This is a genomic window from Sphingomonas sp. AC411, assembly GCF_979253035.1.
In genome coordinates, this window is record NZ_CEEDAQ010000001.1 from 2,619,886 (window position 1) to 2,643,534 (window position 23,649).

A 23,649-nucleotide genomic window follows, 5' to 3' on the forward strand; every position below is an offset into this window, starting at 1 on the left:
AGCGCGCACGTGCAGGGATTTCGCCATGGTAACATCGACGACGAGCACGACGGCCACGCCGACACCCGCGGCCACCCCGCAAAGTGCGGTCAACACCGCAACGCAAGCGCTACTCAACGGGTTGAACGCGGGCTCGGGCGTCGACACCGGCACCTTGGTCACGTCGCTGGTCGAAGCCCAGTTCGCGGCACGCACGGCCGCGCTCAAGGCGAAATCCGACACCCTCACCGCGCAGATCTCGGGCGTCGGTACGCTCAAGAGCACGATGACCGGCTTCTCCACCGCGCTCGCCAATCTGGTGAAGAGCGGCAGCCTGCAGTCGCAGCCCAGCAGTTCCAACAGCACCATCCTGTCCGCGACCGCGCTGTCGGGTGCAAAACTGTCGAACCTGTCGGCCAGCGTCACCGTCACCCGCCTTGCGACAGCCCAGGTCGCGCGTACCACGACAGCGGTCCCTGCCGCAGATCGTGCCGCCTCGCTCGACACCGGCGCGCTGACCCTGACGATCGGTGGCGGGACGGGCATTGCGATCGATATCGGCGACGGCAGCATCGACGCGATCGCCGCCGGCATCAACGCGTCGAAGAGCGGGGTCACGGCCTCCGTGGTTACCGACGCGAATGGTGGCGCCTATCTGTCGGTCAAGGGTGGCACCGGCACCGCACAGGCGTTCACCTTGAAGGGTGACGGTGCCAGCGGTGCGGTCGATATCGGCGGCAATGCGACGCAGACCAGCCTGGTGTCGACCGCGCAGAACGCGCTGCTCACCGTCGACGGCATCGAGGTCGAGCGACCGGGCAACACGGTCAGCGATCTCGTCGATGGCGTCAAACTGCAGCTCAACGCGGTGTCCACGGTCCCCGTCACGCTCGTCAGCAGCACGCCGACCGACGCGCTGACCCAGGCGGTCAACGATGTCGTCACGACCTTCAACGAGGTGCTGAAGACGATCACCGAACAGACCGATCCGATCACCGGCAACCTCCGTGCCGACCCGGCTGCGACGGCCTTGCTCCGCTCGCTGAAGGCACTGGTGTCGAAGCCGCTGGTCGGCGGCGCGACCGCGGGGATTCCGCGCAGCCTGTCCGAGATCGGCGTCGCGACCAACACCGATGGTACGCTGCGGGTCGATACCACGCTGCTCGCCCGGCAGCTCGCCGCCTATCCCGACACGATCGAATCGATGTTCGCGCCGTCCTCCACCAACGTCCTCGGCCTGTCCGGCACGCTCAGCGCGCTCACCAACAGCGCGACGAATACGTTGACCGGCCTCGGCGCGTCGACCGCGCGTTATACGGCCGCCGAAGCCGACCTCGCCAAGCAGCAGGACAAGGTCACCGACCAGTCCGCCCAGCTCACCACGCGCCTGACGCAGCAATATGCGAGCATGAACTCGCGCGTGTCCGCGTACAAATCGACCCAGGCGTTCCTCACCAACCAGATCGCAGCCTGGAACAAGAGCTCGTGACCTACGCCAGTACCCTCGCACGCGATCCGTTCGCGACCTATCGCCAGATCGACGCGGTCGGCCGTACCGCCACCGCGGATGGCCCTGCCCTCGTCCAGCTGCTCTACAAGGAACTCGTCGCTGCCCTGCGCGCCGCCGCCTGGGCCTGCGAGAACCGCAAATTTTCCGTAAAGAGCGACCGGATCACGCGCGCCACCGCGATCCTGTTCGCACTCGAAGCCGGTCTGGACTTCGAAAAAGGCGGCCAGGTCTCGGAGACGCTCGCCCGCCTGTACGGCGGCGCGCGGAAAACCGTCATCAACGCCTCGCTCGGCCATGATCCGAAGCCGTTCCGCGATTCCGCGGACATGCTCGACGAGATCGCGCAGGCTTGGCGGACCGCCAGCGCCGCCTGACCTTTACCGCCGGAACCAGTGGCGTCCGGCAAAGTACAGCACGACGCCCGCCGCGATCACCGCACAGGCGCCAGCGATCGCATCGAACGCCCAAGGCTCCTCGGCATAGGGCAGCCCCTTCACGTTCATGCCGTACAGCCCGGTGAGAAACGTCAGCGGCAGGAACACCAGCGCCGCCACCGAGATGATCAGCGAGCGGTTGTCGATCTGTTCGGCGCGCAGGTCGGTCAGCGTCTCGTGGATCAGCGCGGCGCGTTCGCGGATCGATTCGAGTTCCTCCGCCATCCGCGCGGCCCGGTCCGCCGCCGCGGCCAGATGCAGCCGGTCGTCATCCGCCAGCCAGTCGCCGGGTAACGCCGCCAGTTTCTCCAACGCCGCACGTTGCGGGCTGAGGAAGCGTTTGTAGCTGATCGCCGCCACCCGCACCTTGCTGACCGCGCGACGCAGTTCGAACACGCGGTTGGCGTCGAGCTGTTCCTCGCAATCGTCGAGCTGGTCGCCAAGCGACGCGACGTCGGGGTCGAGATCGGCGGTGATCGCGGTCGCGAACGCGGCGATCAGGTCCCCCGGATCGCGCACCTCGCCGCGCTCAACCATCTTTTCGACCTCGGCGACCGCGATCAACGGCTTCCGCGTGACCGAGAATACCCAGCCCTTCAGCGCCCAGATCCGCACCGAGGCGAGCATGTCGGAGGTGTCGAGTTCCTCGTGCGAACGCCCCCGCAGGTTGACGAACGCACCGTCGCCGACCGCTTCGCAGCGCGGCCGCGTCTCGGTCGCGGTCAGCGCGTCGACCACATAGTCGAGCAGCCTGGCCTCGTCGCGCAGCCACGTTTGCGCGTGCTCGGCGGTGGTCGACAGGTGGACCCAGACGAGATCGGCGGTGCAGTCGAGGGCTTGCTTCACGTCGATCCGCGCGGCCTTGCCGTCGGTGACGCGAAAGCCGAACCCGCTCACCAGACCATCTCGCTCACAGGGCCATCTCGACATCGACCGACAGGCCGGTGCCGGGATCGCTCGGCATCGCCTCGCACAGCCGCGCGGCATCGGCGCGCGCGCGGTCGAGGATCGCCGCAGGCACGTCGGGGCGGTGATAGACCCGGTCGGCGCTCGCCAGCGCCCGCGCCTGGCGCAGGGTGAGGTCGTCCGGATCGGTGGAGGTCAGGCGGATCACAGCCTGCTCCCCTCCCTGGAAGGGAGGGGTTGGGGGTGGGTCGGTCGGTTGGGAGTCGGCGGACACATCAGCGGCCGACCCACCCCTGCCCCCTCCCAGGGAGGGGAGCCTGGTGTGGGTTGGGCCAGCCACGCGTCGACGTCATGCGTCGGCGATAGAGGATCGAGCATGCCGCCCACCGCCATCGCCGTCGCCAGCGCGCGGCGTCGCTCGCCCATGTCGGGCCAGCGACGCCGCAACGCGCCACGTGCCGCCTGAAGAGCCAACGCCAGTTTGCCGAGGTCGGCCGGCACCAACGCCTCCAGCCGCTGCCGCAATGCCGCCGCGAGCCCGGCCGACACGCCGCTCGTGCCGATCGCGATCAGCACCGGCGCACGGTCGACGATCGCCGGCAGCGTGAAGTCGCACAGCGCCGACCGGTCGACCGCATTGACAAGGATCCCCCGTGCCTTCAGCCGCGCGACCGCCGCCAGCGCCTCGTCCTCGTCGTCGATCGCCACGATCGCGAGCGATGCCGCGGCATCCTCGCCGACCACGTCGGCGCCCGCACGATCGAGCAGCCGCCGCTTCGCATCCGCCGCCTCGCCCTCGCCCAGCAGGATCACCGGGCGCCCCGCCAGCCTGACGAACAGCGGCAGGCTTTGTAGCGGGGGGTAACGGGGTGGGCAGCGGCGCGGGCGATGTCACCGCTTGAGCCATTCCGGCACGCGCTCGGCCGCCAGGATCGTCTCCGGGTGAATCCGATCGGCGACCACTGCGAACCGGTCGCCATCGACCAGCACCTCGGGCACCAGCGCGCGGCTGTTATAGGTCGACGCCATCGTCGCGCCATAGGCGCCCGCGGTGCGGAACACGCCGAGATCGCCCGACTTCACCACGTCGATGTCGCGCCCCATCGCGAAGGTGTCGCCGGTCTCGCACACCGGCCCGGCGATGTTGGCGGTCATCCGCTCGCCGGTCGGCTCGACCGCGACGAAATCGTGATACGCATCGTACATCGCCACGCGCGCGAGGTCGTTCATCGCGGCGTCGACGATGACGTACGGGTTCACGACGCCGGGCTTCACCCAGATCACCTCGGTGAGCAGCACGCCGGCATTGCCCGCGATCACCCGGCCGGGCTCGAACATTAATTCGACGTCCCAGTCGGCGGTCGCGCGCGCGACCATCGCGCCATACTCGGCCGGGCTCGGCAGCACGTCACCGGGCTTGTACGGTACGCCGAGGCCACCGCCGAGATCGACGCGGCTGATCGTGTGACCCGCGGCCCGCAGTTCGGCGAGCAGCTCGCCGATCCGCGCATAGGCAGCCTCGAGCGGCGCGAGATCGGCGAGCTGGCTGCCGATGTGGATCGCGACGCCGCGCAGGTCGAGCCCGTCATGCTTCGACAGCCGGTCGAACATCGCGACCGCCTGGTCGATCGCGACGCCGAACTTGTTCTCCTTGCGCCCGGTCGAAATCTTGGCGTGCGTGCCGGCGTCGACGTCCGGGTTGACGCGGAGCACTGCCGGCGCGCGCTCGCCGCGGGCGTGGGCAAGCGCGGCAAGGACCTCGCCCTCCTCCTCGAGCTCGAGATTGAACTGGCCGATCCCGGCGTCGAGCGCCTGCGCCAGTTCGCGTCGCGTCTTGCCGACGCCCGAGAACACGATGTCCGACGCCGGGATCCCCGCCGCCAGCGCGCGCTGCATCTCGCCGGCCGAAACCACGTCGGCGCCGTAACCCTCGTCGGCGAGCACGCGCAGCACCGCGACGTTCGGGTTCGCCTTGATCGCATAGGCCAGATGCACGCGCCCCGCAGGCTTCAGCGCATCGCGAAACACCTGCGCATGGCGGCGGAAGGTGGCGGTCGAATAGACATAGACGGGCGTACCAACGGCCTCGGCGATCGCCGGCAGGGCGACGTCCTCGGCATGCATCACACCGTCACGATAGTCGAAATGGTTCATGGATCAGGTCTTCAATTTGGCGGCGGCAGGTCGAACTCGTCGCTGCGTCGCTCGTCGGATTTGGTCAGCAGCTCGTCGCTGCGCTGCGGGCGTTGCTGCGTGGTGGGCGTGAGCAGCTCCGCGGCGGTCGGCTGGGTCTTCGCACCATAGGGCGCGACCGGGAGCGTCTTGCCCTCCGCGGGCACCAAGCCATCCGCCGCACCGCAGCCCGACAGAGCCAGTGCCAATCCCGCCAATCCCAGAAGCCGTTTCATGCCGTCTCTCCCCGAGCCGCTCGAATTGCGGCGCGCACGTTGTCGGGCGCGGTGCCGCCGAAGCTGGTCCGGCTGGCGACCGACGCATCGACCGAGAGCACGCCGTACACGCGTTCGTCGATCCGCGCATCGATTGCCTTCAGGTCTTCGATCGGCAACGCGTCGAGCGCGACCTTACGCTCTTCCGCCAGCTTCACCGCACGCCCAGTGACGTGATGCGCCTCGCGGAATGGAAGGCCGGCCTCGCGCACCAGCCAGTCGGCCAGATCGGTCGCGGTCGCAAAGCCGCTCTCGGCCAGCCCGCGCATCCGATCGGTGCGGAACGTCGCGCTCTCGACCATCCCGGTCATCGCCGCGATCGACAGCGCGAGCAGGTCGTGCGCCTCGAACACCGGCGGCTTGTCGTCCTGCATGTCCTTCGAATAGGCGAGCGGCAGGCCCTTCATCGTCACCATCAGCGCGGTCATGCAGCCGAGGATGCGCCCGGCATGCCCGCGCACCAGTTCGGCGGCGTCGGGATTGCGCTTCTGCGGCATGATCGAGCTGCCGGTCGACCATTGATCGCTGAGCGCGACGAACCCGAACGGCTGCGACGCCCAGAGGACGAACTCCTCGGCGAGACGCGAGAGGTGCAGCGAGGTCTGCGTCGCGGCGGTCAGATACTCGATCGCGAAATCGCGGTCGCTGACGCCGTCGAGCGAGATTGGTCATCGGCCCGTCGAAGCCGAGCGCGGCGGCGGTCATTTCGCGGTCGATCGGGAAGCCCGTGCCCGCGAGCGCGGCCGAACCCAGCGGCGACCGGTTCATTCTTGCGCGGGCATCGGCGAAGCGCCCGACGTCGCGCGAGATCATCGCGTGATACGCCATCAGGTGGTGACCGAGCGTCACCGGCTGCGCGGACTGCAAGTGCGTGAAGCCGGGCATGACGCTATCCGCATGCTCTTCCGCCCGCGCGAGCAAAGCCGCCTGGAACCCGGCAAGCGCCGCCAGCGCCTGGTCGATCGCGTCGCGCACCCAGAGGCGGAAATCGGTCGCGACCTGGTCGTTGCGCGAGCGCGCGGTGTGCAGCCGCCCGGCGACCGGCCCGATCGCGTCGGCGAGCCGCGCCTCGGTCTGCATATGAATGTCTTCGAGGACCAGATCCTCCTCGACGCCGTTCGCCGCATAATGCGCCGCCACCGTATCGAGCCCGGCCGCGATCGTCGCGGCGTCCTCCGCCGACACGATACCCTGCTTGCCGAGCATCGCGACATGCGCCTTCGAGCCGGCAATATCCTGCTGCCAGAGGCGCTTGTCGAAGGGAACGGAGGCGTTTATCTCGCGCATGACCGCTGCCGGCCCCTCGGCGAACCGCCCACCCCACATCGAATTGGAACCGTCCATGTTCTCGCGTCCTGTGTTCAATTCGCGCCCAATCATCTGTTTCGTCGGGATGGGCCTGCTGGTCGCCGGCTGCGATAGGAAATCGCCCGCGCCGGAGCAAGCGAACGTCGTCGCGGCGAACACGGCATCCGCCGACGAGGTCGCGCCCGGCCCTGCTCGGACGAAGCGACCGGCCCTGCCGCCAGCACAGAAAGCTCGACCGCAGCCACAAGGGCGAGACCGGCCCGGCGGTCGTCTTCACCGCCCCCGATGGCAAGCCGGTCACGCTCGCGTCGTTCAAGGGCAAGCCGTTGCTGCTCAACCTGTGGGCGACCTGGTGCGCGCCGTGCGTCGCGGAAATGCCGACGCTCGATGCCGCCGCCAAGTCGCTCGCCGGCAAGGTGCAGGTGATCGCGGTCAGCCAGGACCTTCAGGGCGCGGAAAAGGTGACTCCGTTCTTCGCCGAGAAGAAGTTCACGACGCTCAAGCCGTATCTCGATCCGAAGCTCGGCCTCAGCCTCGCCTATCAGGCGAACCTGCCGACCACGATCCTGTATGATTCGGCGGGCAAGGAAGTCTGGCGGATGACCGGCGGCTATGAATGGAACACGCCCGCGGCCGCCAAGCTGATCGCCGAAGCGTCGTAACCCTAGAAGCGATGTGCCGACCCGCCTTGGTGACGAGCCAAAGGTTGATGGCGAGCCGGCACCGCATCCTAGGACAGATCGCCACCCGGTGCACCCGATCACGCGGTCGTATCTAACGCCCGATCCGATTGGCGAGCCACGTCGCCGCGGCTTCGGGGGTCTGCTTGTCCGTATCCCGGTCCACGCGGTAGTTCGCATCGCGCATCGCCTCGACCGGGATTCGCCCGACCAGAGGCTTCAGCGCGGCGACGAACTTCGCATCCCCGACCCGCTTCGGCGCCACCATCAGGATCGCGTCGTATCCCGGGATAGCCCGTCGCGGATCGGTCAGCACGGTCAGCCCATCCGCCGCGATCCGCCCGTCCGACGAGAAGGCCGAGATCACGTCGACGTTCCCGCTCTCCAGCGCGCGGTACATGAAGGTCGGGCTGTACGGCGTCGTCCTGGCGAACCGCAGCGGATAGGCGCGCTTCACCGCCGCCCATTCGGGCCGCTCGAGAAACTCCAGGTCGCTGCCGAGCGCCATCGCCGGCGCGGCCTTCACCAGATCGTCGAGGCTGGCGATTCCCTTGGCCCTGGCGGCGTCGCCCTTCATCGCGAACGCATAGGCATTCTCGAACCCGAGCGAACCGATCAGCCCGACTCCATGCTCGCGCTTCGCCCAGTCGCCGATCGCCGCGACCATCGCGCCGTGATCCGACACGTCGGTGCGCTTCATCTCGTTCGCCCAGATCGTCCCGGCATAATCGACATACACGTCGATATCCCCGCCTGAGAGCGCCCCGAACACCACAGCGGACCCGAGCCCGTCGCGATACTCGACGGTATAGCCCGCGCGCTCCAGCCGATCGCCGATCAAGCGCGCGAGGATATATTGCTCGGAAAAGTTCTTCGCGCCGACCACCACCGTCCGGTCGCCGCCGCTCTTGGGCCAGAGCGGCACGGTCGCCACCGCGGTTCCCGCCAGCAGCACGACGGCGCTGGCGATCCACAACCACCGCCGCCGCGCGCGGATGCCGTATTCGATCCCGCCGATCAGCGCATCGACCGCCAGCGCCAACGCCGCCGCCGACACGCAGCCGGCCAGCACCAGCGCCCAGTTCTGCGTCTGCAATCCCGCGAAGATCATGTCGCCGAGACTCGGCTGACCCACGGTGGTCGACAACGTCGCCGCCCCGATCGTCCACACCGCCGCGGTCCGGATGCCGGCGATCAACACCGGCGCAACCAGGGGCGCCTCGACCAGCCGCAGCTTCTGTGCAGGCGTCATGCCGACCGCGTCCGCCGCCTGGATCACCGCCGGATCGATGCCCTGCAGACCCGCCACCGCGTTCCGGATGATCGGCAGCAACGCATACAGCGTCAGCGCGATCAGCGACGGCAGGAAGCCGAGCGCCGGAATCCCCCGCCGACGAGCGCGGACAGGCTGAGCAACAGCGGATAGAACAAGGCGAGCAGCGCAAGGCTCGGGATCGTCTGCACCAGGCTGGCAAACCCGAGCGACACGCGCGCGACATTTGCGTTGCGCGCAGACCAGATTCCCAGCGGGAGGCTGATCGCGATCCCCAGCAACAGTGCCGAGGCCGACAGCAGGACATGCGCAGCGAGCAACGGCGGCACGCGGCCGAGGGCGTCGAGGAACGCGCTCATGCCACCAGCGCCTGCAAGCGCTCGGCCTGCGCGCGCGGGACCTGGACCAGCGCCTGCGCATCGTCGCCGCCCTTGCCCGCCACCAGTTCGGCCGGCGTCGCATCGGCGACGATCCGCCCGGCTTTCATCACCAGCACCCGGTCCGCGAGCAGCAACGCCTCCGCCATGTCGTGCGTTACCAGAATCGTCGTCAGCCCGAGCCGGTCGTGCAGGTCCCGGATCCGCGTCCCCAGCGCGTCGCGCGTCACCGGATCGAGCGCACCGAACGCCTCGTCGAGCAACAGCAACTTCGCCCTCGGCGCCAGCGCCCGCGCGATCCCGACGCGCTGCCGCTGGCCGCCCGACAACGCATCCGGCATCCGCCCGGCGATGTCGCGCGGCAGGTCGACCAGATCGAGCAGGTCGCCCACCTTCGCCTCCTCGCCGCGCCCCGCGATCCGCAGTCCGATCGCGATATTCTCGGCGATCGTCATGTGCGGGAACAGGCCGATATTCTGGAAGACGTAGCCGATCCGGCGGCGCAGTTCGGGCGCGGGCTCGGCGGCGACGTCGGCACCGTCGATCGTCACGCGGCCCTCGCTCGGTTCGATCAGCCGGTTGATCGTCTTGAGCAGCGTCGACTTGCCCGAACCGGACGTGCCGACGAGCGCAACGAACGCGCCGCGTGCGATCTCCAGCGAGACCGCGTCGACTGCGATCGTCGACCCGTAGGTCTTGGTGACGCGTTCGAAAGCCAACACGAGGTCGGGCGCTGGCAAATTGTCTGGCATCTGCGCGCAGGATGCGGGAAACATACCGGAAAATCAAATAAGAGAGGATGCCATGAGCGAGCAGAGCATTTTCATCACCGGCGGCGGATCGGGGATCGGCCGCGCGACGGCGCAACTGTTCGCGCGGAAAGGCTGGCGCGTCGGTCTCGCCGACGTCAACGTCGCCGGGCTGGCCGAAACAGCCGCGCTTCTCCCGGAAGGCGTGGCGACCACCTACCAGATGGACGTGCGCGACCGCGAGGCGTGGGTGGCCTGCCTCGACGCATTCGTCGCCACCACCGGCGGGCGGCTCGACGTGCTGTTCAACAATGCCGGGGTCGGATCGGGCGGCCCGCTTGCGGATACCGACTTCGCCGAGATCGACCGCGTAATCGCGATCAATCTGGTCGGCGCGCTGAACGGTGCGCGGATCGGCCATGCCTATCTCAAGCGTACGCCCGGATCCTGCCTGCTCAACACCGCATCGGCGTCGGCGATCTACGGCTCGTCCGGCCTCGCGCCCTATTCCGCGACCAAGTTCGGTATCCGTGCGATCACCGAGGCGCTCGACGGCGAATGGGCGGCGGACGGCATCAAGGTGCGCTCGATCGTGCCGAGCTTCATCGACACGCCGCTCCTCGATTCCGCCGCGGGAAAGACCAACCACTCGATCCGCGAGACGGTGACCGGCGCGGGGCTGGAACTGACCGGCGTCGACAAGGTCGCCGAGGCCGCCTGGGCCGCAGTGCACGGCGACAAGATCCACACCTATGTGGGGAAGACAGCCCACCGCATGGCCTTCGCGGCACGATGGATGCCGGGCGCGCTCCGCAAACGGATGCGCCGCAGCATGACGCGGGGGTGACCCTTGCTGATCCTCCCCCGCAAGGGGGAGGTGGCTGGCGCTTGCCAGACGGAGGGGAGGTTAGTGCAACCCCTGCTCCGTGTCCTCCCCTCCGTCACCTTCGGCGACACCTCCCCTGGCGGGGGAGGATCAGAAGTTCAAACGTCCCCCACGATCGCATCGATCGCCTCGGCCATCTCGATATCCCGCGGGCTCAGGCCCCGCGTCGTGCGTCGTCAGCAGGATCTCCACCCGGTTCCACACATTCTTCCACTCGGGATGGTGGTTCGCCCGCTCGGCGATCAGCGCGACCTGAGTCATGAATCCGAACGCTTCGACGAAATCCGCGAACACGATCGTCCGCGTGATCGCGTCGCGCGCATCGTCGTAATCCCACTCGTCCAGCCCATCGAGCGCCTCGGCCCGCTCGGTCTCGTTCAGCGCTTCGATCATCGGGCTCTCCTTGCCGCCACAGTTCGCCACCGACTATGGCTGGTGGCATGAGCGGGCAAGCAGCAATACACGGCCGAGACCTCGGGGAAGCCCCCGACGCCGACACGATCGAGGCGATTTGCCGCGCAACGATCGCCAGGCTCCCCGCCCAGTTCGCCGAGCATCTCGGCGACATCGTCTTCGCGGTCGAGGAGTATGCCGACGACGAGACGCTCGCCGCGCTCGGGCTGGAGCACCCGCTGGACCTGTCCGGCCTCTATCACGGTCGCCCGCTCGGCGAGAAATCGTCGATGGACTCCGGCGCGATGCCCGACCGCATCGTCCTGTACCGCCGCGCGATCCTGGAGGAATGGATCGAGACCGGGTCCGTCTCGACGATCTCGTCGCGCACGTCACGATCCACGAGATCGGGCATCATTTCGGCCTCAGCGACGACGACATGCACGCGCTCGAAGATGCCGGGGAAGACGCCGCGGAAGATCAGGCCACGTGAGCCTCGCATTTCGCGACGTCGCGTGCGTGCGGGGCGGGCGGATGCTGTTCTCGGGCGTATCGTTCGATCTCGCACCCGGCGACGCGGCAATCGTCACCGGCCCCAACGGCATCGGCAAGTCGAGCCTGATCCGCATCGCCGCCGGCCTGCTTCCGCCGTTTGAAGGCGCCGTGACATGCGACGCGGACAAGGCGCTGCTGACCGAAGCCAGCGCACTCGACACCGACCGCACGCTCGTCGCCGCACTCTGCTTCTGGGCCAGCCTCGACCGCGCGCCTGATCCGGACGCGCGCGTCGCCCACGCGTTGCAGGCGCTCGATCTCGAGGCACTCGCCGACATCCCCGTCCGCCTCCTTTCCACCGGCCAGCGCCGCCGCGCCGCGATCGCACGCATTGCCGCGAGCGAAGCCCCGGTGTGGCTGCTCGACGAACCCGCCAACGGGCTCGACACCCGTTCGGTCGCGCGCCTTGAGGCATTGATCGCCCGACACCGCGCCGGCGGCGGCATCGCGCTCGTCGCCACCCATCTCCCGCTGTCGATGCCGGGCGCGCAGGAGATCGGCCTCGTGATCGCGCTCGTCCGCCGTGATCTGCGCCGAAGCGTATCGAGTGGCGGCGCCACGCTGGTCGTCGCGTTCTTCCTGCTGGTCGCCACGTTGTTCCCGTTCGCGATCGGGCCGGATGCGGCGCTGCTCGCGCGAATCGGTGGTGGCGTGATCTGGACCGCGGCGCTGCTCGCAGCCTTGCTCCCGGTCGAACGCCTGATCGGCCCCGATCTGGAGGCCGGCGTCTTCGATCAGTTCGCGGTGCACGGCCTGTCGATGACGTCCGTCGCGATGGCCAAGACGATTGCGCACTGGCTCGGCTTCGGCCCGCCGCTGATGCTCGCCGCGGTGATCGCCGCCGGGCTACTCAACCTGTCGGCGGACACTTTGCTGCGAGTCGAGGTCGGCCTGCTCATCGGCACGCCCGGCCTGGCGGCGCTCGCGGTCGTCACCAGCGCCTTGGTCGCGGGCGTCCGCGGCGGAGGTGCGGTGACGGGTCTGGTGATGCTGCCCCTCGCCGTCCCCTTGCTGATCTTCGGCGCAGGCTCGCTGGATCCTGCGGGCGGTGCAGGCGCGATCAAACTCCTCGCCGCAGTCAGCCTGATATTGGTCGCCGGCGCGCCGTTCATAGCCGCCGCCGCCATCCGCGCGGCCCTCGATTAAGTCCGACGCCCGACGCGCCCGTCGGGAGCGCGTACGAATGAAAAGCTCGGGGTCGTCAGGCGGATAGAGGGGCGATACCCCCGATCACGCACCCGACGAGCCGACGTCAGCTCAGCGCGCGATGTCGCGCTTGGCCAGCTGCTTGTTCAGACCCAGCGCGATCAGCGTGAACACCGCGCCTGAGAACAGATACGCACCGCTCGCCGCCAGCCCCAGCTTGCTCGTCAGCAACAGCGCCGCCAGCGGAGCGAAGCCCGCACCGAACAACCAGGCGAGATCGGTCGTCAGCGCCGAGCCCGTATAGCGATGCTGCGGCGACAGGCTCGATGCGATCGCGCCCGAGGACTGGCCGAACGACAGACCGAACAGCAGGAAGCCGATTCCCATGAACAGGCGCTCGCCGATCTCGCCGCCATCGAGCAGCGACGGCGCGGCGATCGCGAACAGCGCGATCAGGACCGCGATCGTGCCGAGCATCGTGCGACGCCCGAATCGGTCCGCAAGCAGGCCCGACACCAGCATCGCGCCGATCCCGATGATGGCGCCGATGACTTCGACCACCAGGAAGCGACCGGCCGATTCACGTGTGAACAGTACGACCCACGACAGCGGGAAGACCGTGACCATGTGGAACAGCGCGAAGCTGGCGAGTGGCACGAACGAGCCGAGCCAGATCGCTTTCCACTGCGACTGCACGGTCTCGACGACCGGGGCGGGTTCCAGCTCGCGCTTGGCGTACATCTCTTCGAACTCGGGCGTCACCACCAAACGGAGGCGGGCGAACAGCGCGACGACGTTGATCGCGAATGCCACGAAGAACGGATAGCGCCAGCCCCAGGCGAAGAAATCCTCGGTCGGCAGCGCGGCGACGAAGAACGCGAACAGGCCGCTGGCTACCAGCAGGCCGATCGGCGCGCCGAGCTGCGGCAGCATCGCGTACCAGCCGCGATGCTTTTCCGGCGCATTCAGCGACAGCAGCGAGGCAAGGCCATCCCAGGCACCGCCGAGCGCGACGCCCTGGCCGATGCGGAGCAGCGCGAGGATCGCGACCGACCAGTTGCCGACCGAGTCGTAGCTGGGAATGAACCCCATCGCGACGGTCGACGTGCCGAGCAGGAACAGCGACATCGTCAGCTTCACACTGCGGCCGTACGCGCGATCGACCGCGATGAAGATGATCGAGCCGATCGGGCGGGCGATGAACGCCAGCGCGAACACCGCGAACGAATAGAGCGTGCCCTGCAACCGGTCGACATACGGGAACACCAGGGTCGGGAACACCAGCACCGAGGCGATCGCGTAGACGAAGAAGTCGAAGAATTCCGAGGTGCGGCCGATCACCACGCCGATCGCGATCACGCCAGGCGTGACGTGCTCGCCGTCGCTGTGGATACTGCGAGCATCGGCTTCGAAGCTCGTCTCGGGGATCGTGTCAGCACTCATTCTTCAACTCGCTCTTCGGGGCGCGGACCCATCATACGCTGTTCCGGCGGATGCGGGCAGGGGCAATCTATGCTACCCTTGGACATGATAAAGCCATGCCGATGTTGCAGTGCAGCGCCCATTGGACAAATTGTCCACTGTAGCGCAGCGCAACCGAGGCGTAGGGGACCGAATGACCGTCGTGACACAGCTTTCCCGCACCAAAATCTCGGCCCGAAAATGGTTGGTTGCCATGCCCTTGGCATTGCTCACCAGCGGTTGCGACTGGGTTGTGATGTCGCCCTCCGGCGATATCGCAGTGCAGCAGCGCGATCTGGTGCTGATCTCGACCGGGCTGATGCTGCTGATCATCGTTCCGGTGATCTTTTTGACCCTGTTTTTCGCGTTCCGCTATCGCCAGTCGAACAAGGCCGCCAAGTACGAGCCCAACTGGGATCACTCGGTCGGCCTCGAGCTGCTGATCTGGGGCATTCCGCTGCTGATCATCATCGCGCTGGGCGCGCTGACCTGGACCAGCACGCATCTGCTCGATCCGTATCGCCCGCTGGGCCGGATCAAGCCGGACACGCCGACGCTCGCGAACAACGTGCCGGTCGGCAATCTGGTCGACAAGCAGCAGGTCGGCAACGGTGCCAACGGCGCCGGCAAGCCGCTTGAGGTGCAGGTCGTCGCGCTCGATTGGAAGTGGCTGTTCATCTATCCGGAATACGGCATCGCCACGGTCAACGAACTCGCCGCGCCGGTTGATCGTCCGATCCGCTTTCAGATGACCTCGTCGTCGGTGATGAACGCGTTCTACATCCCTGCGCTCGCCGGCATGATCTACACGATGCCCGGCATGCAGACGACGCTGAACGCGGTCATCAACAAGCCCGGCAATTACGAGGGCTTCTCGTCCAACTATAGCGGCGCGGGCTTCTCGGGCATGCGCTTCCGCTTCCACGGCGTGAGCGACGCGGGCTTCGATGCCTGGATCAACCAGGTCAAGCAGCGTGGCGGTGGCCTGAACCGCGCGAGCTACCTTCAGCTGGAGAAGCCGAGCGAGAAGGTGCCGGTCCGCTATTACAATGCGGTCGAGCCGAACATGTTCAAGCTGGTCGTCGAGCAGTGCGTACAGCCCGGCAAGGTCTGCATGTCGCAGATGATGCACGGCGGCAAAGGCGGGGGACTCGCATGCCGGTATGGCGATGCCGGGCGTCAATGGCGGAAAGGGTCCGCAGGATCTCGTCCGAGCGGGTCGAAGGCGCCCTGATGAAGGATGCCGACGAAAAGGGTAGCGGCAACCACTGGACCGCGCCGGCCGACATAAAACAGGACGGCGCCAACAGCGCGCCCGGCTCGCAGTCCAACCGCAATCACACGATGTTGTCCCCTCAACCAAGCCGGGCACGCGCCCCGTCGCGAACGGCTAGAGAACCATCATGAACGACACTCTGTTGAAGACAATCTTCGGCCGCCTGACCCTGGAGTCGCTGCCGCTGCACGAACCGATCGTCGTCGCCACCTTCGCGATGGTGGCGATCGGTGGCGCAGGCCTCGTCGCGGCGCTGACCTATTTCAAGGTCTGGGGCTATCTGTGGAACCAGTGGTTCACCAGCGTCGATCACAAGAAGATCGGCATCATGTACATCATCCTGGCGATCGTCATGCTGCTGCGCGGGTTCTCCGACGCGATCATGATGCGCGCGCAGCAGGCGATGGCGTTCAACGGATCCGAAGGATACCTGACCGCGCACCACTACGATCAGGTCTTCACCGCGCACGGTGTGATCATGATCTTCTTCGTGGCGATGCCGCTGGTCACGGGCCTGATGAACTATGTCGTTCCGCTCCAGATCGGTGCGCGCGACGTGTCGTTCCCGTTCCTCAACAATTTCAGCTTCTGGATGACCGCGGCGGGTGCCGTGATCGTCATGATGTCGCTGTTCATCGGTGAGTTCGCGCGGACCGGCTGGCTCGCGATGCCGCCCCTCTCGGGACTGGCGTACTCGCCGGACGTCGGTGTCGACTACTATATCTGGGCGTTGCAGATCGCCGGCATCGGGACACTCTTGTCCGGCGTCAATCTGGTCGCGACCATCGTCAAGATGCGCGCGCCCGGCATGACCATGATGAAGATGCCGATCTTCACCTGGACGTCGCTGTGCACCAACATCCTGATCGTCGCCGCCTTCCCGGTGCTGACCGCGGTTCTCGCGATGCTGTCGCTCGACCGCTACATCGGCACCGCGTTCTTCACGAACGACTCGGGCGGCAACCCGATGATGTACGTCAACCTGATCTGGATCTGGGGTCACCCGGAGGTCTACATCCTGGTCCTGCCGGCGTTCGGCATCTTCTCGAGGTCACCTCGACCTTCTCGGGCAAGCGCCTCTTCGGCTACAGCTCGATGGTCTATGCGACGCTCGTCATCACGATCCTCGCCTATCTCGTCTGGCTGCACCACTTCTTCACGATGGGCTCCGGCGCGAGCGTGAACTCGTTCTTCGGCATCACCACGATGATCATCTCGATCCCGACCGGGGCCAAGATCTTCAACTGGCTGTTCACGATGTACAAGGGCCGGATCCGGTTCGAACTGCCGATGATGTGGACGATCGCCTTCATGGTGACCTTCACGATCGGCGGCATGACCGGCGTCCTCCTTGCCGTCCCGCCCGCCGACTTCGTGCTGCACAACTCGCTGTTCCTGGTCGCGCATTTCCATAACGTGATCATCGGCGGCACGCTGTTCGGTATGTTCGCCGGCATCAACTACTGGTTCCCGAAGGCGTTCGGCTTCAAGCTGAACGAGACGTGGGGCAAGATCTCGTTCTGGTGCTGGGTCGTGGGCTTCTACTTCGCCTTCATGCCGCTCTACGTGCTCGGCCTGATGGGCGTGACCCGCCGGATGCGCTATTTCGACGATCCGAACCTGCAGATCTGGTTCGTCATCGCCGCCTTTGGTGCAGCGCTGATCGCCGCCGGTATCGGTGCCTTCCTGATGCAGATCTTCGTCAGCATCCGGAACCGCGAGAAGCTTGCCGACCTCACGGGTGATCCGTGGAACGGTCGTACGCTGGAGTGGGCGACCTCGTCGCCGCCGCCGGACTATAACTTCGCGTTCACGCCGATCGTCCACGACCTGGACGCCTGGTACGACATGAAGGAGCGCAAGGCGGTTCGCCCGGTTTCCGGCTTCAAGGCGATCCACATGCCGAGCGGTACCGGTACGGGCGTCGTGCTCGCCGGCCTCAGCGTGGCGTTCGGGTTCGCGATGATCTGGTACATCTGGTGGCTCGCAGGGCTCACCCTGGTCGGCATCTTCGCGACGGCGATCTTCCACACCTTCAACTACAAGCGCGACTTCCACATCCCGGTCGAGGACGTGATCGCCAGCGAGGACGCGCGCACTCGCCAGCTCGCGACCCAGGGAGCCTGACGCGATGTCCGCAATACCGATGAAGGACGGTCTGAACGAGACCAAACCGGTCTCGTTCTACGACTTAGACGAGCACGAGCATCCCGATGGCGGCAGCACGATGCTGGGCTTCTGGATGTACCTGATGAGCGATTGCCTCATCTTCGCGGTGCTGTTCGCGGCGTACGCCGTGCTCGGCAACAGCTACGCCGGCGGCCCCAGCCCGAAGGAGATCTTCGAGCTGCCGCTGGTGGCGGTGAACACCGCGATGCTGCTGTTCTCGTCGATCACCTACGGCTTCGCGATGCTGTCGATGGAGGAAGGTCGCCAGCGCGTCATGCAGATGTGGCTGGTCTTCACCGGCCTGTTCGGCCTCGCGTTCCTGTCGATCGAAATGTACGAGTTCGCCACCCTCATCCACGAGGGCGCAGGGCCAACCCGCAGCGCATTCCTGTCGTCGTTCTTCACGCTCGTCGGCACGCACGGCCTTCACGTCACGATGGGCCTGATCTGGCTCGTCACGCTGATGGTGCAGGTCCAGAAGCACGGCCTGATCGCCGCCAACAAGCGTCGCCTGATGTGCCTCAGCATGTTCTGGCATTTCCTCGACGTCATCTGGATCGGCGTCTTCACCTTCGTCTATCTGATGGGCACCCTACGATGAGCGACACCCACGCGCACGACGCACACGCGGACCATGGCGATCACGGCCATGGCGATCACGCCTCGCACGGCACCCGCGGCAGCTATATCAAGGGGTTCTTCCTCTCGGTAATCCTGACGGCGATCCCGTTCTGGATCGTCATGACGGACGCGTTCAAGGATCCGTCGACCGCAGCCCTCGTCGTGATGGTCTTCGCGGTCGCGCAGATCGTCGTCCACATGATCTACTTCCTGCACATGAGCGGCAAGTCGGAGGGCGGCTGGACGATGATGGCGCTGATCTTCACGATCATCCTCGTCGTCATCACGCTCAGCGGATCGATCTGGGTGATGTACCACATGAACACGAACATGATGCCGATGCAGGCCGCGGCAGACATGTGATGAAGACGCGACCGGGCCCTGCCGTCTATGTCGCAGGCCTGGTCGCGCTGCTGCTGTTCGCCGGGTTCATGGCGCTCGGCATCTGGCAGGTCGAGCGCCGCGCCTGGAAGCTCAACCTGATCGAACAGGTCGCGGCCCGTGCGCATGCCGCGCCGGTCGCGCCACCTGGCCCTGCGTCCTGGGGCGCGATCACCGCCACCACCGACGCCTATCGCCGCATCCGGCTCGACGGCACCCTCGACAACACGCGTGAGACGCTGGTGCGCGCCGCTACCGCGCTCGGTAGCGGCTATTGGGTCGTCACGCCCTTGCGGACCGCCCAGGGCTTCACCGTCCTGGTCAACCGCGGCTACGTCTCGCCCGAGCAGCGCGTTGCGCATGCCAGGCCGACCGGCCCGGTCACGATCACCGGCTATCTCCGCATCACCGAGCCTAACGGCGGCTTCCTCCGCAGCAACGATCCGGCGACCGACAAATGGTATTCCCGCGATGTCGCCGCGATCGCCAGGGCCCGCGGTCTCTCGAACGTCGCCCCCTATTTCGTCGATGCGGACAAGTCCGGTACCGCAGCCCCAGTCGGCGGCCTGACGATCATCGCCTTTCCCAACAACCATTTCGTCTACATGCTGACCTGGTTCGCGCTCGCCGCGATGACGATCGTCGCGTTCGTCGTGTTCGTCCGCCAGGATGCACGCAAGCGGCGAGAGGAGGCATGACCTCGGCGTCCGCACGGCAGGGCTGGCAACGCTGGCTCGCCCTCGCCACCGCGCGCACCGACGCGACCGGCAACGCCAACATGCGGCAGCTCGTGACGCTGCGCTGGATCGCGGTCGCCGGCCAGTTCGTCACCATCTTGTTCGCGCGGTTCGGTCTCGGCTTCGACCTGCCACTCGTTCCGATGATGGCGGCGCTCGCCGCCGCGGTCGGCCTCAACCTCGCCAGCATGCCGCTCTATGGCTGGCGCAAGGGCGCGAACATCCAGCTCCTGCTCGCATTGCTGTTCGACGTCGGCCTGCTCACCACACAGCTCTACCTCGCAGGCGGCGCCACCAACCCGTTCATCTCGCTCTACCTGCTCCACGTCGTGCTCGGCGCGGTTCTGCTCGATCGCTGGTCGAGCTGGGCGATCGTCGTCGTCACCGCGGCCTGTTTCGGCCTGCTCACGCTCTATTACCGCCCGCTGATCCTGCCGCCCGATTACAGCGGCGAGTATTTCATCCTCTACACGATCGGCTCGCTGCTCTGCTTCATGCTGATCGCGACGCTGTTGATGCTCTTCATGGCGCGGATCACCGGCAATCTGCGCGCCCGCGACACGCGCCTGGCCGACCTGCGCCAGCAGGCCGCGGAGGAGGATCACATCGTCCGCATGGGGCTCCTGGCATCCGGCGCCGCGCACGAACTCGGCACGCCGCTCGCGTCGATAGCGGTCATCCTCGCCGACTGGCGCCGCATGCCGACGCTCGCACAGGACGCCGACCTCCAGGCCGAGATCGTCGAGATGCAATCCGAGGTTCAGCGCTGCAAGGCGATCGTCACCGGCATTCTGCTCTCGGCCGGCGAGGCACGGGGTGAGGCGCCCGAGATCATGCCGCTCCATCAGTTCCTCGACGCGATCGTCGACGAATGGCGCGCCGTTCACCCGTCGGTCGACTTCGACTACACCACCCGAGTCGGCGACGATCCGCAGGTCGTCTCCGACCCTGCACTCAAACAGGTGATCGCCAACGTGCTCGACAACGCCGCCGAAGCCTCGCCGCACTGGGTCGCGTTCCGTGGCGAACGCAGCGGCGGCGATCTCGCGCTGATCGTCCGCGACCGAGGCCCGGGCTTCAGCGAGGAGCGGTTGGCCAGCTTCGGCAAACCCTATCAGTCGAGCAAGCGCGAACCCGGCCACGGCCTCGGTCTGTTCCTCGCGGTCAACGTCATGCGCAAGCTCGGTGGCGGCGTGTCCGTCGTGAACTGCGACGACGGCGGCGCGGAAGTCACGATCAGCATGCCTCTCTCGGCGATCGCGCTCTCATGAGGACTACGGCATGAGCGAACCCGCCCTGCTCGCGATCGTCGAAGACGACGAGACGTTCGCCCGCACCCTTCGCCGCTCGTTCGAACGCCGCGGCTACGAAGTGATGCAGGCTGCCAGCCACGAGGAACTCGTCGAACAACTGGCGGAACGCACGCCGCGATATGCGGTGGTCGACCTGAAGCTCGGCGGCGCGTCCGGCCTCGTCTGCGTCCAGACGCTCCACGCGCATGATCCCGACATCATCGTCGTCGTCCTCACCGGCTTCGCGAGCATCGCCACCGCGGTCGAGGCGATCAAGCTCGGCGCGTCACACTATCTCGTCAAACCCTCCAACACCGACGACATCGAAGCTGCGTTTGATCGCACCGACGGAGTCGTCGACACCGAACTCTCCGAGCGTCCGACCTCGATCAAGACGCTCGAATGGGAGCGCATCCACACCACGCTCGCCGAAACCGACTTCAACATCTCCGAGACCGCGCGCCGTCTCGGCATGCACCGCCGCACACTCGCGCGGAAGCTCGAGAAGCGCCCCGTCAAATAGCGGCAACGCATCGGCGAGGGCCGGCGTTATCCCCGATGCGCTCCCAAAAACTCTGGCAACCCAGCCGCCTGCTGGCGACCCCATCCGCGCTGAGCTGGGAACATGGTGCCGAGATCGCCGCGCGGGCTACCGCACTCGGCGTACCGGTCACGGCGCTACCGAGCGACCGCCTCAAGCTCGACTTCCCCGCGGACTCCCGCCGCGCCTACGCGGAAGCCAAGGCGACGCTGGCGCTGGTCGTCGCGCCACCCTCGAAGCGCAAGCTCCAGCCGATCGCTCCCAGCGCCGACTGGCGGATCGACCTCGCCGAAGGCTGCCCCGCGCATTGCGGCTATTGCTACCTCGCCGGCTCGCTCAAAGGCCCGCCAATCACGCGCGTCTACGCGAACCTGCCTGAGATCCTCGCAGAACTTCCCGCGCATCTCGGCCAGGGCACCGTAACCTCGCGTTCCACCGCCCGCGCGCATGAAGGCACGACGTTCGAGGCCTCCTGCTACACCGACCCGCTTGGCATCGAGCACGTCACCGGATCGCTGTCCGCGCTGATCGCGCATTTCGGCGCCTGGGAAGCCGACGTGCAGTTGCGCTTCACCACAAAGTTCGATGCCGTCGAGCCACTTCTCCAACTCGACCACCGCGGCCGCACCCGCATGCGCGCCTCGATCAACCCCGCCGCCTATGCGCGCTTCGAAGGCGGCACCAGCCCCGTCGCCGCCCGTCTGCTCGCGCTGCGCAAGATGGCGAACGCCGGCTACAAGATAGGCCTGACCGTCGCCCCGATCATCGCAGCCGAAGGCTGGCGGGAGGCGTATGGCAACTTACTGGCGGAGGCGGGCAGGATGCTCGCCGACGTTCCCGACGTGACGATCGAGCTGATCACCCACCGCTACACCCCCGGCTCGAAGGCGGTGCTCGAAACCTGGTACCCCGGCTCGTCACTCGACCTCAGCATGGCCAACCGCACGGAGAAGCGCACAAAGTTCGGCTCGGTCAAATACGTCTACGACGCCGACACGATGCGCGCCCTCCGCACCTTCTTCCAGGACGAGATCGTTATTAAACTCCCCCAAGCCCGCATCCTCTACTGGACCTGATCGCCGAGCCAACCGGCAACGCAGCGTTGCCATTCGCGGCCTTCCGATCGTCCCCGTCGCCGCCTACCTCGAAACCATGACACAAACCCGCCAGCCAACGCTCTTCATCCCGCACGGTGGCGGGCCTTGCTTCTTCATGGACGACCCAGCCGGCAACTGGACCGGCATGGCCGCGTACCTCCGGTCGATCGCCGCCTCTCTGCCCGAAAAGCCCAAGGCGATCCTCGTCGTCTCCGGCCACTGGGAAACCCGCGGCTTCGCCTTCACCGGCGCCGCCACTCCGCCACTGATCTACGATTACGGTGGCTTCCTCCGCATACCTACGAACTACGCTACGACGCCCCCGGCGATCCCGTCTTGGCCGCCCGCGCCGCCGACCTGCTCCGCGGTGCTGGCCTGACCGCCACCATCGATCCCACGCGCGGCCTTGATCACGGCGTCTTCATCCCGATGAAGGTCGCATTCCCCGATGCCGACATCCCGGTCGTCGAGATGTCCGTCGATCGCGATCTCGACCCCGCGCTCCACGCCGCCGCCGGCCGCGCGCTCGCCCCCTTGCGCGACGAAGGCGTGCTGATAGTCGGCTCGGGCATGAGCTTCCACAACATGCGCGGCTACGGCGACCCGCGTTTCACCGCGCCGTCAGAAGCCTTCGATCAATGGCTCACCGCCGCGGTCGAGTCCGAACCAACCGCCCGATCGGCAGCACTAGCCGGTTGGGCCGAAGCCCCGCCGGGCGCCTCTCGCACCCCCGCGAGGAGCATCTCCTGCCGCTGATGGTCGCCGCCGGTGCCTCCGATCAACCCGGCACGCAGGTCTACAATGAACGCGTGTTGCAAACCGCGATCTCCGGCTACCGCTTCACCTAAAAGGAATGTCCATGCCTCTTCCCGTCCTGCTCGCGATCTCCGGCAGCCTGCGCCGCGGTTCGTACAACACCGCGATCCTGACCACGCTCGGCGAAGCGGTCGCCGACAAGGCCGCGCTCACGATCTTCGCGCTGAACGACGTGCCGCTCTACGATCAGGACGCCGACACCGACACGCCCCTGCCGCCGTCGCAGCGCTGCGCGCGGCGATCGGCGCGGCGGATGGCATCGTAATCGCCTCCCCGAATATAATCACGGCATCTCGGGTGTCCTGAAGAACGCGCTCGACTGGGCCTCGCGCCCGCACGGCAAGGCGACGCTGACGGGCAAGCCGGTCTTCACGCTGACCTCCTCGCCCGGCGCGGTCGGCGGCGCGCGCGCCCATGCGCAACTCAACGAGACGCTGGCCTCGATCGGTGCCCGCACCGTCCTGCGTCCCCAAGCCGTCGTCGGTGCGGTACATGAGAAGATCACCGACGGTCGCCTCACCGAACAGCGCACGCTCGACTTCCTCGTCGGCGGCATAGACGACCTGCTCGCCGACATCGCCCGCCCTACCGCCGCCGACCGCGAGGCATCCTGAC

General features: G+C 66.9%; 19 protein-coding genes and 8 pseudogenes. 18 read left to right on the plus strand and 9 right to left on the minus strand.

What is annotated here, in order from left to right:
• Window positions 1-25: 25 nt before the first annotated feature.
• A complete protein-coding gene (fliD, locus tag AC0IX7_RS13415; RefSeq protein WP_471812314.1) occupies window positions 26-1,468 on the plus strand; it encodes a flagellar filament capping protein FliD in 1,443 nt (480 codons plus the stop codon).
• Complete coding sequence (locus AC0IX7_RS13420; protein WP_248523828.1) at window positions 1,465-1,863, plus strand: flagellar export chaperone FliS; 399 nt, start codon at window positions 1,465-1,467, stop codon at window positions 1,861-1,863. The genes fliD and AC0IX7_RS13420 overlap by 4 nt, the downstream gene beginning before the upstream one ends.
• 3 nt (window positions 1,864-1,866) lie before the next feature.
• On the opposite strand, the gene AC0IX7_RS13425 is transcribed toward AC0IX7_RS13420, so the two are convergent.
• The 5 genes and pseudogenes from AC0IX7_RS13425 to argH all read right to left on the minus strand — a co-directional run bounded on the left by AC0IX7_RS13425 (window position 1,867) and on the right by argH (window position 6,602).
• Window positions 1,867-2,820 carry a CorA family divalent cation transporter gene (locus AC0IX7_RS13425; RefSeq protein WP_471812315.1) on the minus strand — a complete coding sequence of 318 codons (954 nt, stop codon included), beginning with the start codon at window positions 2,818-2,820 and terminating at the stop codon, window positions 1,867-1,869.
• A gap of 13 nt (window positions 2,821-2,833) precedes the next feature.
• Window positions 2,834-3,642: pseudogene (locus AC0IX7_RS13430) on the minus strand (precorrin-2 dehydrogenase/sirohydrochlorin ferrochelatase family protein).
• Between the two features lie 78 nt (window positions 3,643-3,720).
• On the minus strand, window positions 3,721-4,983 hold the full coding sequence (lysA, locus tag AC0IX7_RS13435; RefSeq protein ID WP_471812317.1) for a diaminopimelate decarboxylase: 1,263 nt from the start codon (window positions 4,981-4,983) through the stop codon (window positions 3,721-3,723).
• Window positions 4,984-4,994: 11 nt separating this feature from the next.
• Window positions 4,995-5,237 (minus strand): hypothetical protein, encoded by a 243-nt coding sequence (locus tag AC0IX7_RS13440; protein ID WP_471812319.1) that lies wholly within the window; start codon window positions 5,235-5,237, stop codon window positions 4,995-4,997.
• Window positions 5,234-6,602, minus strand: a pseudogene (argH, locus tag AC0IX7_RS13445) (argininosuccinate lyase). The gene AC0IX7_RS13440 and the pseudogene argH overlap by 4 nt, the downstream one beginning before the upstream one ends.
• Window positions 6,603-6,772: 170 nt before the next feature.
• On the opposite strand from argH, the gene AC0IX7_RS13450 reads away from it, so the two are divergent.
• Window positions 6,773-7,246 (plus strand): TlpA family protein disulfide reductase, encoded by a 474-nt coding sequence (locus tag AC0IX7_RS13450; RefSeq protein ID WP_471813880.1) that lies wholly within the window; start codon window positions 6,773-6,775, stop codon window positions 7,244-7,246.
• A 112-nt stretch (window positions 7,247-7,358) separates the two neighbouring features.
• Here the strand turns inward: AC0IX7_RS13450 and AC0IX7_RS13455 are convergent.
• Window positions 7,359-8,896, minus strand: a pseudogene (locus tag AC0IX7_RS13455) (ABC transporter permease/substrate-binding protein).
• Window positions 8,893-9,666: an ATP-binding cassette domain-containing protein gene (locus AC0IX7_RS13460; RefSeq protein ID WP_471812321.1), complete on the minus strand. Its 774-nt coding sequence runs from the start codon at window positions 9,664-9,666 to the stop codon at window positions 8,893-8,895. Before AC0IX7_RS13460 ends, AC0IX7_RS13455 begins: the two are co-directional and overlap by 4 nt.
• Before the next feature lie 52 nt (window positions 9,667-9,718).
• On the opposite strand from AC0IX7_RS13460, the gene AC0IX7_RS13465 reads away from it, so the two are divergent.
• The gene (locus tag AC0IX7_RS13465) at window positions 9,719-10,510 is read left to right on the plus strand and encodes an SDR family oxidoreductase (protein ID WP_471812322.1); all 792 of its coding nucleotides are present in this window, start codon (window positions 9,719-9,721) and stop codon (window positions 10,508-10,510) included.
• Window positions 10,511-10,647: 137 nt separating this feature from the next.
• Here the strand turns inward: AC0IX7_RS13465 and AC0IX7_RS13470 are convergent.
• Window positions 10,648-10,942, minus strand: a pseudogene (locus AC0IX7_RS13470) (4a-hydroxytetrahydrobiopterin dehydratase).
• Between the two features lie 35 nt (window positions 10,943-10,977).
• Here AC0IX7_RS13470 and AC0IX7_RS13475 point away from each other — a divergent pair.
• From AC0IX7_RS13475 to AC0IX7_RS13485, 3 genes and pseudogenes are all read left to right on the plus strand, one after another.
• Window positions 10,978-11,435 (plus strand): annotated as a pseudogene (locus AC0IX7_RS13475) (metallopeptidase family protein).
• A gap of 41 nt (window positions 11,436-11,476) precedes the next feature.
• Window positions 11,477-11,938: pseudogene (locus AC0IX7_RS13480) on the plus strand (ABC transporter ATP-binding protein); the annotation flags it as partial.
• A gap of 36 nt (window positions 11,939-11,974) precedes the next feature.
• Window positions 11,975-12,643, plus strand: a complete 669-nt coding sequence (locus tag AC0IX7_RS13485; RefSeq protein ID WP_471813882.1) for a heme exporter protein CcmB — start codon at window positions 11,975-11,977, stop codon at window positions 12,641-12,643.
• Between the two features lie 111 nt (window positions 12,644-12,754).
• Here AC0IX7_RS13485 and AC0IX7_RS13490 read toward each other — a convergent pair whose 3' ends face one another.
• Window positions 12,755-14,086: an MFS transporter gene (locus AC0IX7_RS13490; protein ID WP_471812324.1), complete on the minus strand. Its 1,332-nt coding sequence runs from the start codon at window positions 14,084-14,086 to the stop codon at window positions 12,755-12,757.
• A 232-nt stretch (window positions 14,087-14,318) separates the two neighbouring features.
• Here AC0IX7_RS13490 and AC0IX7_RS13495 point away from each other — a divergent pair, with 232 nt between their 5' ends.
• The 11 genes and pseudogenes from AC0IX7_RS13495 to AC0IX7_RS13545 all read left to right on the plus strand — a co-directional run bounded on the left by AC0IX7_RS13495 (window position 14,319) and on the right by AC0IX7_RS13545 (window position 23,648).
• Window positions 14,319-15,338, plus strand: coding sequence for a COX aromatic rich motif-containing protein (locus tag AC0IX7_RS13495; RefSeq protein ID WP_471812325.1), 1,020 nt, complete (start codon window positions 14,319-14,321; stop codon window positions 15,336-15,338).
• A gap of 169 nt (window positions 15,339-15,507) precedes the next feature.
• Window positions 15,508-17,507 (plus strand): annotated as a pseudogene (cyoB, locus tag AC0IX7_RS13500) (cytochrome o ubiquinol oxidase subunit I).
• A 4-nt stretch (window positions 17,508-17,511) separates the two neighbouring features.
• Window positions 17,512-18,150 carry a cytochrome o ubiquinol oxidase subunit III gene (gene cyoC / locus AC0IX7_RS13505; protein WP_248524002.1) on the plus strand — a complete coding sequence of 213 codons (639 nt, stop codon included), beginning with the start codon at window positions 17,512-17,514 and terminating at the stop codon, window positions 18,148-18,150.
• Complete coding sequence (cyoD, locus tag AC0IX7_RS13510; RefSeq protein WP_187503676.1) at window positions 18,147-18,533, plus strand: cytochrome o ubiquinol oxidase subunit IV; 387 nt, start codon at window positions 18,147-18,149, stop codon at window positions 18,531-18,533. Before cyoC ends, cyoD begins: the two co-directional genes overlap by 4 nt.
• The gene (locus AC0IX7_RS13515; RefSeq protein WP_471812327.1) at window positions 18,533-19,249 is read left to right on the plus strand and encodes an SURF1 family protein; all 717 of its coding nucleotides are present in this window, start codon (window positions 18,533-18,535) and stop codon (window positions 19,247-19,249) included. Before cyoD ends, AC0IX7_RS13515 begins: the two co-directional genes overlap by 1 nt.
• Window positions 19,246-20,559 carry an ATP-binding protein gene (locus tag AC0IX7_RS13520; RefSeq protein ID WP_471812328.1) on the plus strand — a complete coding sequence of 438 codons (1,314 nt, stop codon included), beginning with the start codon at window positions 19,246-19,248 and terminating at the stop codon, window positions 20,557-20,559. Before AC0IX7_RS13515 ends, AC0IX7_RS13520 begins: the two co-directional genes overlap by 4 nt.
• Window positions 20,560-20,569: 10 nt before the next feature.
• Complete coding sequence (locus AC0IX7_RS13525; protein ID WP_187503679.1) at window positions 20,570-21,103, plus strand: response regulator transcription factor; 534 nt, start codon at window positions 20,570-20,572, stop codon at window positions 21,101-21,103.
• A 35-nt stretch (window positions 21,104-21,138) separates the two neighbouring features.
• A complete protein-coding gene (locus AC0IX7_RS13530; RefSeq protein ID WP_471812330.1) occupies window positions 21,139-22,197 on the plus strand; it encodes a spore photoproduct lyase family protein in 1,059 nt (352 codons plus the stop codon).
• Between the two features lie 76 nt (window positions 22,198-22,273).
• Window positions 22,274-23,066, plus strand: a pseudogene (locus AC0IX7_RS13535) (DODA-type extradiol aromatic ring-opening family dioxygenase).
• 11 nt (window positions 23,067-23,077) lie between these two features.
• The gene (locus tag AC0IX7_RS13540) at window positions 23,078-23,299 is read left to right on the plus strand and encodes an NADPH-dependent FMN reductase (protein WP_471812332.1); all 222 of its coding nucleotides are present in this window, start codon (window positions 23,078-23,080) and stop codon (window positions 23,297-23,299) included.
• 37 nt (window positions 23,300-23,336) lie between these two features.
• Window positions 23,337-23,648: an NADPH-dependent FMN reductase gene (locus AC0IX7_RS13545; protein WP_471813883.1), complete on the plus strand. Its 312-nt coding sequence runs from the start codon at window positions 23,337-23,339 to the stop codon at window positions 23,646-23,648.
• The last annotated feature ends 1 nt before the right edge of the window (window position 23,649 follow it).

Coding starts and splice junctions, on each gene's coding strand:
- fliD (WP_471812314.1), top strand. CDS start 26: ATGGTAACATCGACGACGAGCACGACGGCCACGCCGACACCCGCGGCC.
- lysA (WP_471812317.1), bottom strand. CDS start 4,983: ATGAACCATTTCGACTATCGTGACGGTGTGATGCATGCCGAGGACGTC.
- AC0IX7_RS13440 (WP_471812319.1), bottom strand. CDS start 5,237: ATGAAACGGCTTCTGGGATTGGCGGGATTGGCACTGGCTCTGTCGGGC.
- AC0IX7_RS13460 (WP_471812321.1), bottom strand. CDS start 9,666: ATGCCAGACAATTTGCCAGCGCCCGACCTCGTGTTGGCTTTCGAACGC.
- AC0IX7_RS13465 (WP_471812322.1), top strand. CDS start 9,719: ATGAGCGAGCAGAGCATTTTCATCACCGGCGGCGGATCGGGGATCGGC.
- AC0IX7_RS13485 (WP_471813882.1), top strand. CDS start 11,975: ATGCCGGGCGCGCAGGAGATCGGCCTCGTGATCGCGCTCGTCCGCCGT.
- AC0IX7_RS13490 (WP_471812324.1), bottom strand. CDS start 14,086: ATGAGTGCTGACACGATCCCCGAGACGAGCTTCGAAGCCGATGCTCGC.
- AC0IX7_RS13495 (WP_471812325.1), top strand. CDS start 14,319: ATGCCCTTGGCATTGCTCACCAGCGGTTGCGACTGGGTTGTGATGTCG.
- cyoC (WP_248524002.1), top strand. CDS start 17,512: ATGTCCGCAATACCGATGAAGGACGGTCTGAACGAGACCAAACCGGTC.
- cyoD (WP_187503676.1), top strand. CDS start 18,147: ATGAGCGACACCCACGCGCACGACGCACACGCGGACCATGGCGATCAC.
- AC0IX7_RS13515 (WP_471812327.1), top strand. CDS start 18,533: ATGAAGACGCGACCGGGCCCTGCCGTCTATGTCGCAGGCCTGGTCGCG.
- AC0IX7_RS13520 (WP_471812328.1), top strand. CDS start 19,246: ATGACCTCGGCGTCCGCACGGCAGGGCTGGCAACGCTGGCTCGCCCTC.
- AC0IX7_RS13525 (WP_187503679.1), top strand. CDS start 20,570: ATGAGCGAACCCGCCCTGCTCGCGATCGTCGAAGACGACGAGACGTTC.
- AC0IX7_RS13530 (WP_471812330.1), top strand. CDS start 21,139: ATGCGCTCCCAAAAACTCTGGCAACCCAGCCGCCTGCTGGCGACCCCA.
- AC0IX7_RS13540 (WP_471812332.1), top strand. CDS start 23,078: ATGCCTCTTCCCGTCCTGCTCGCGATCTCCGGCAGCCTGCGCCGCGGT.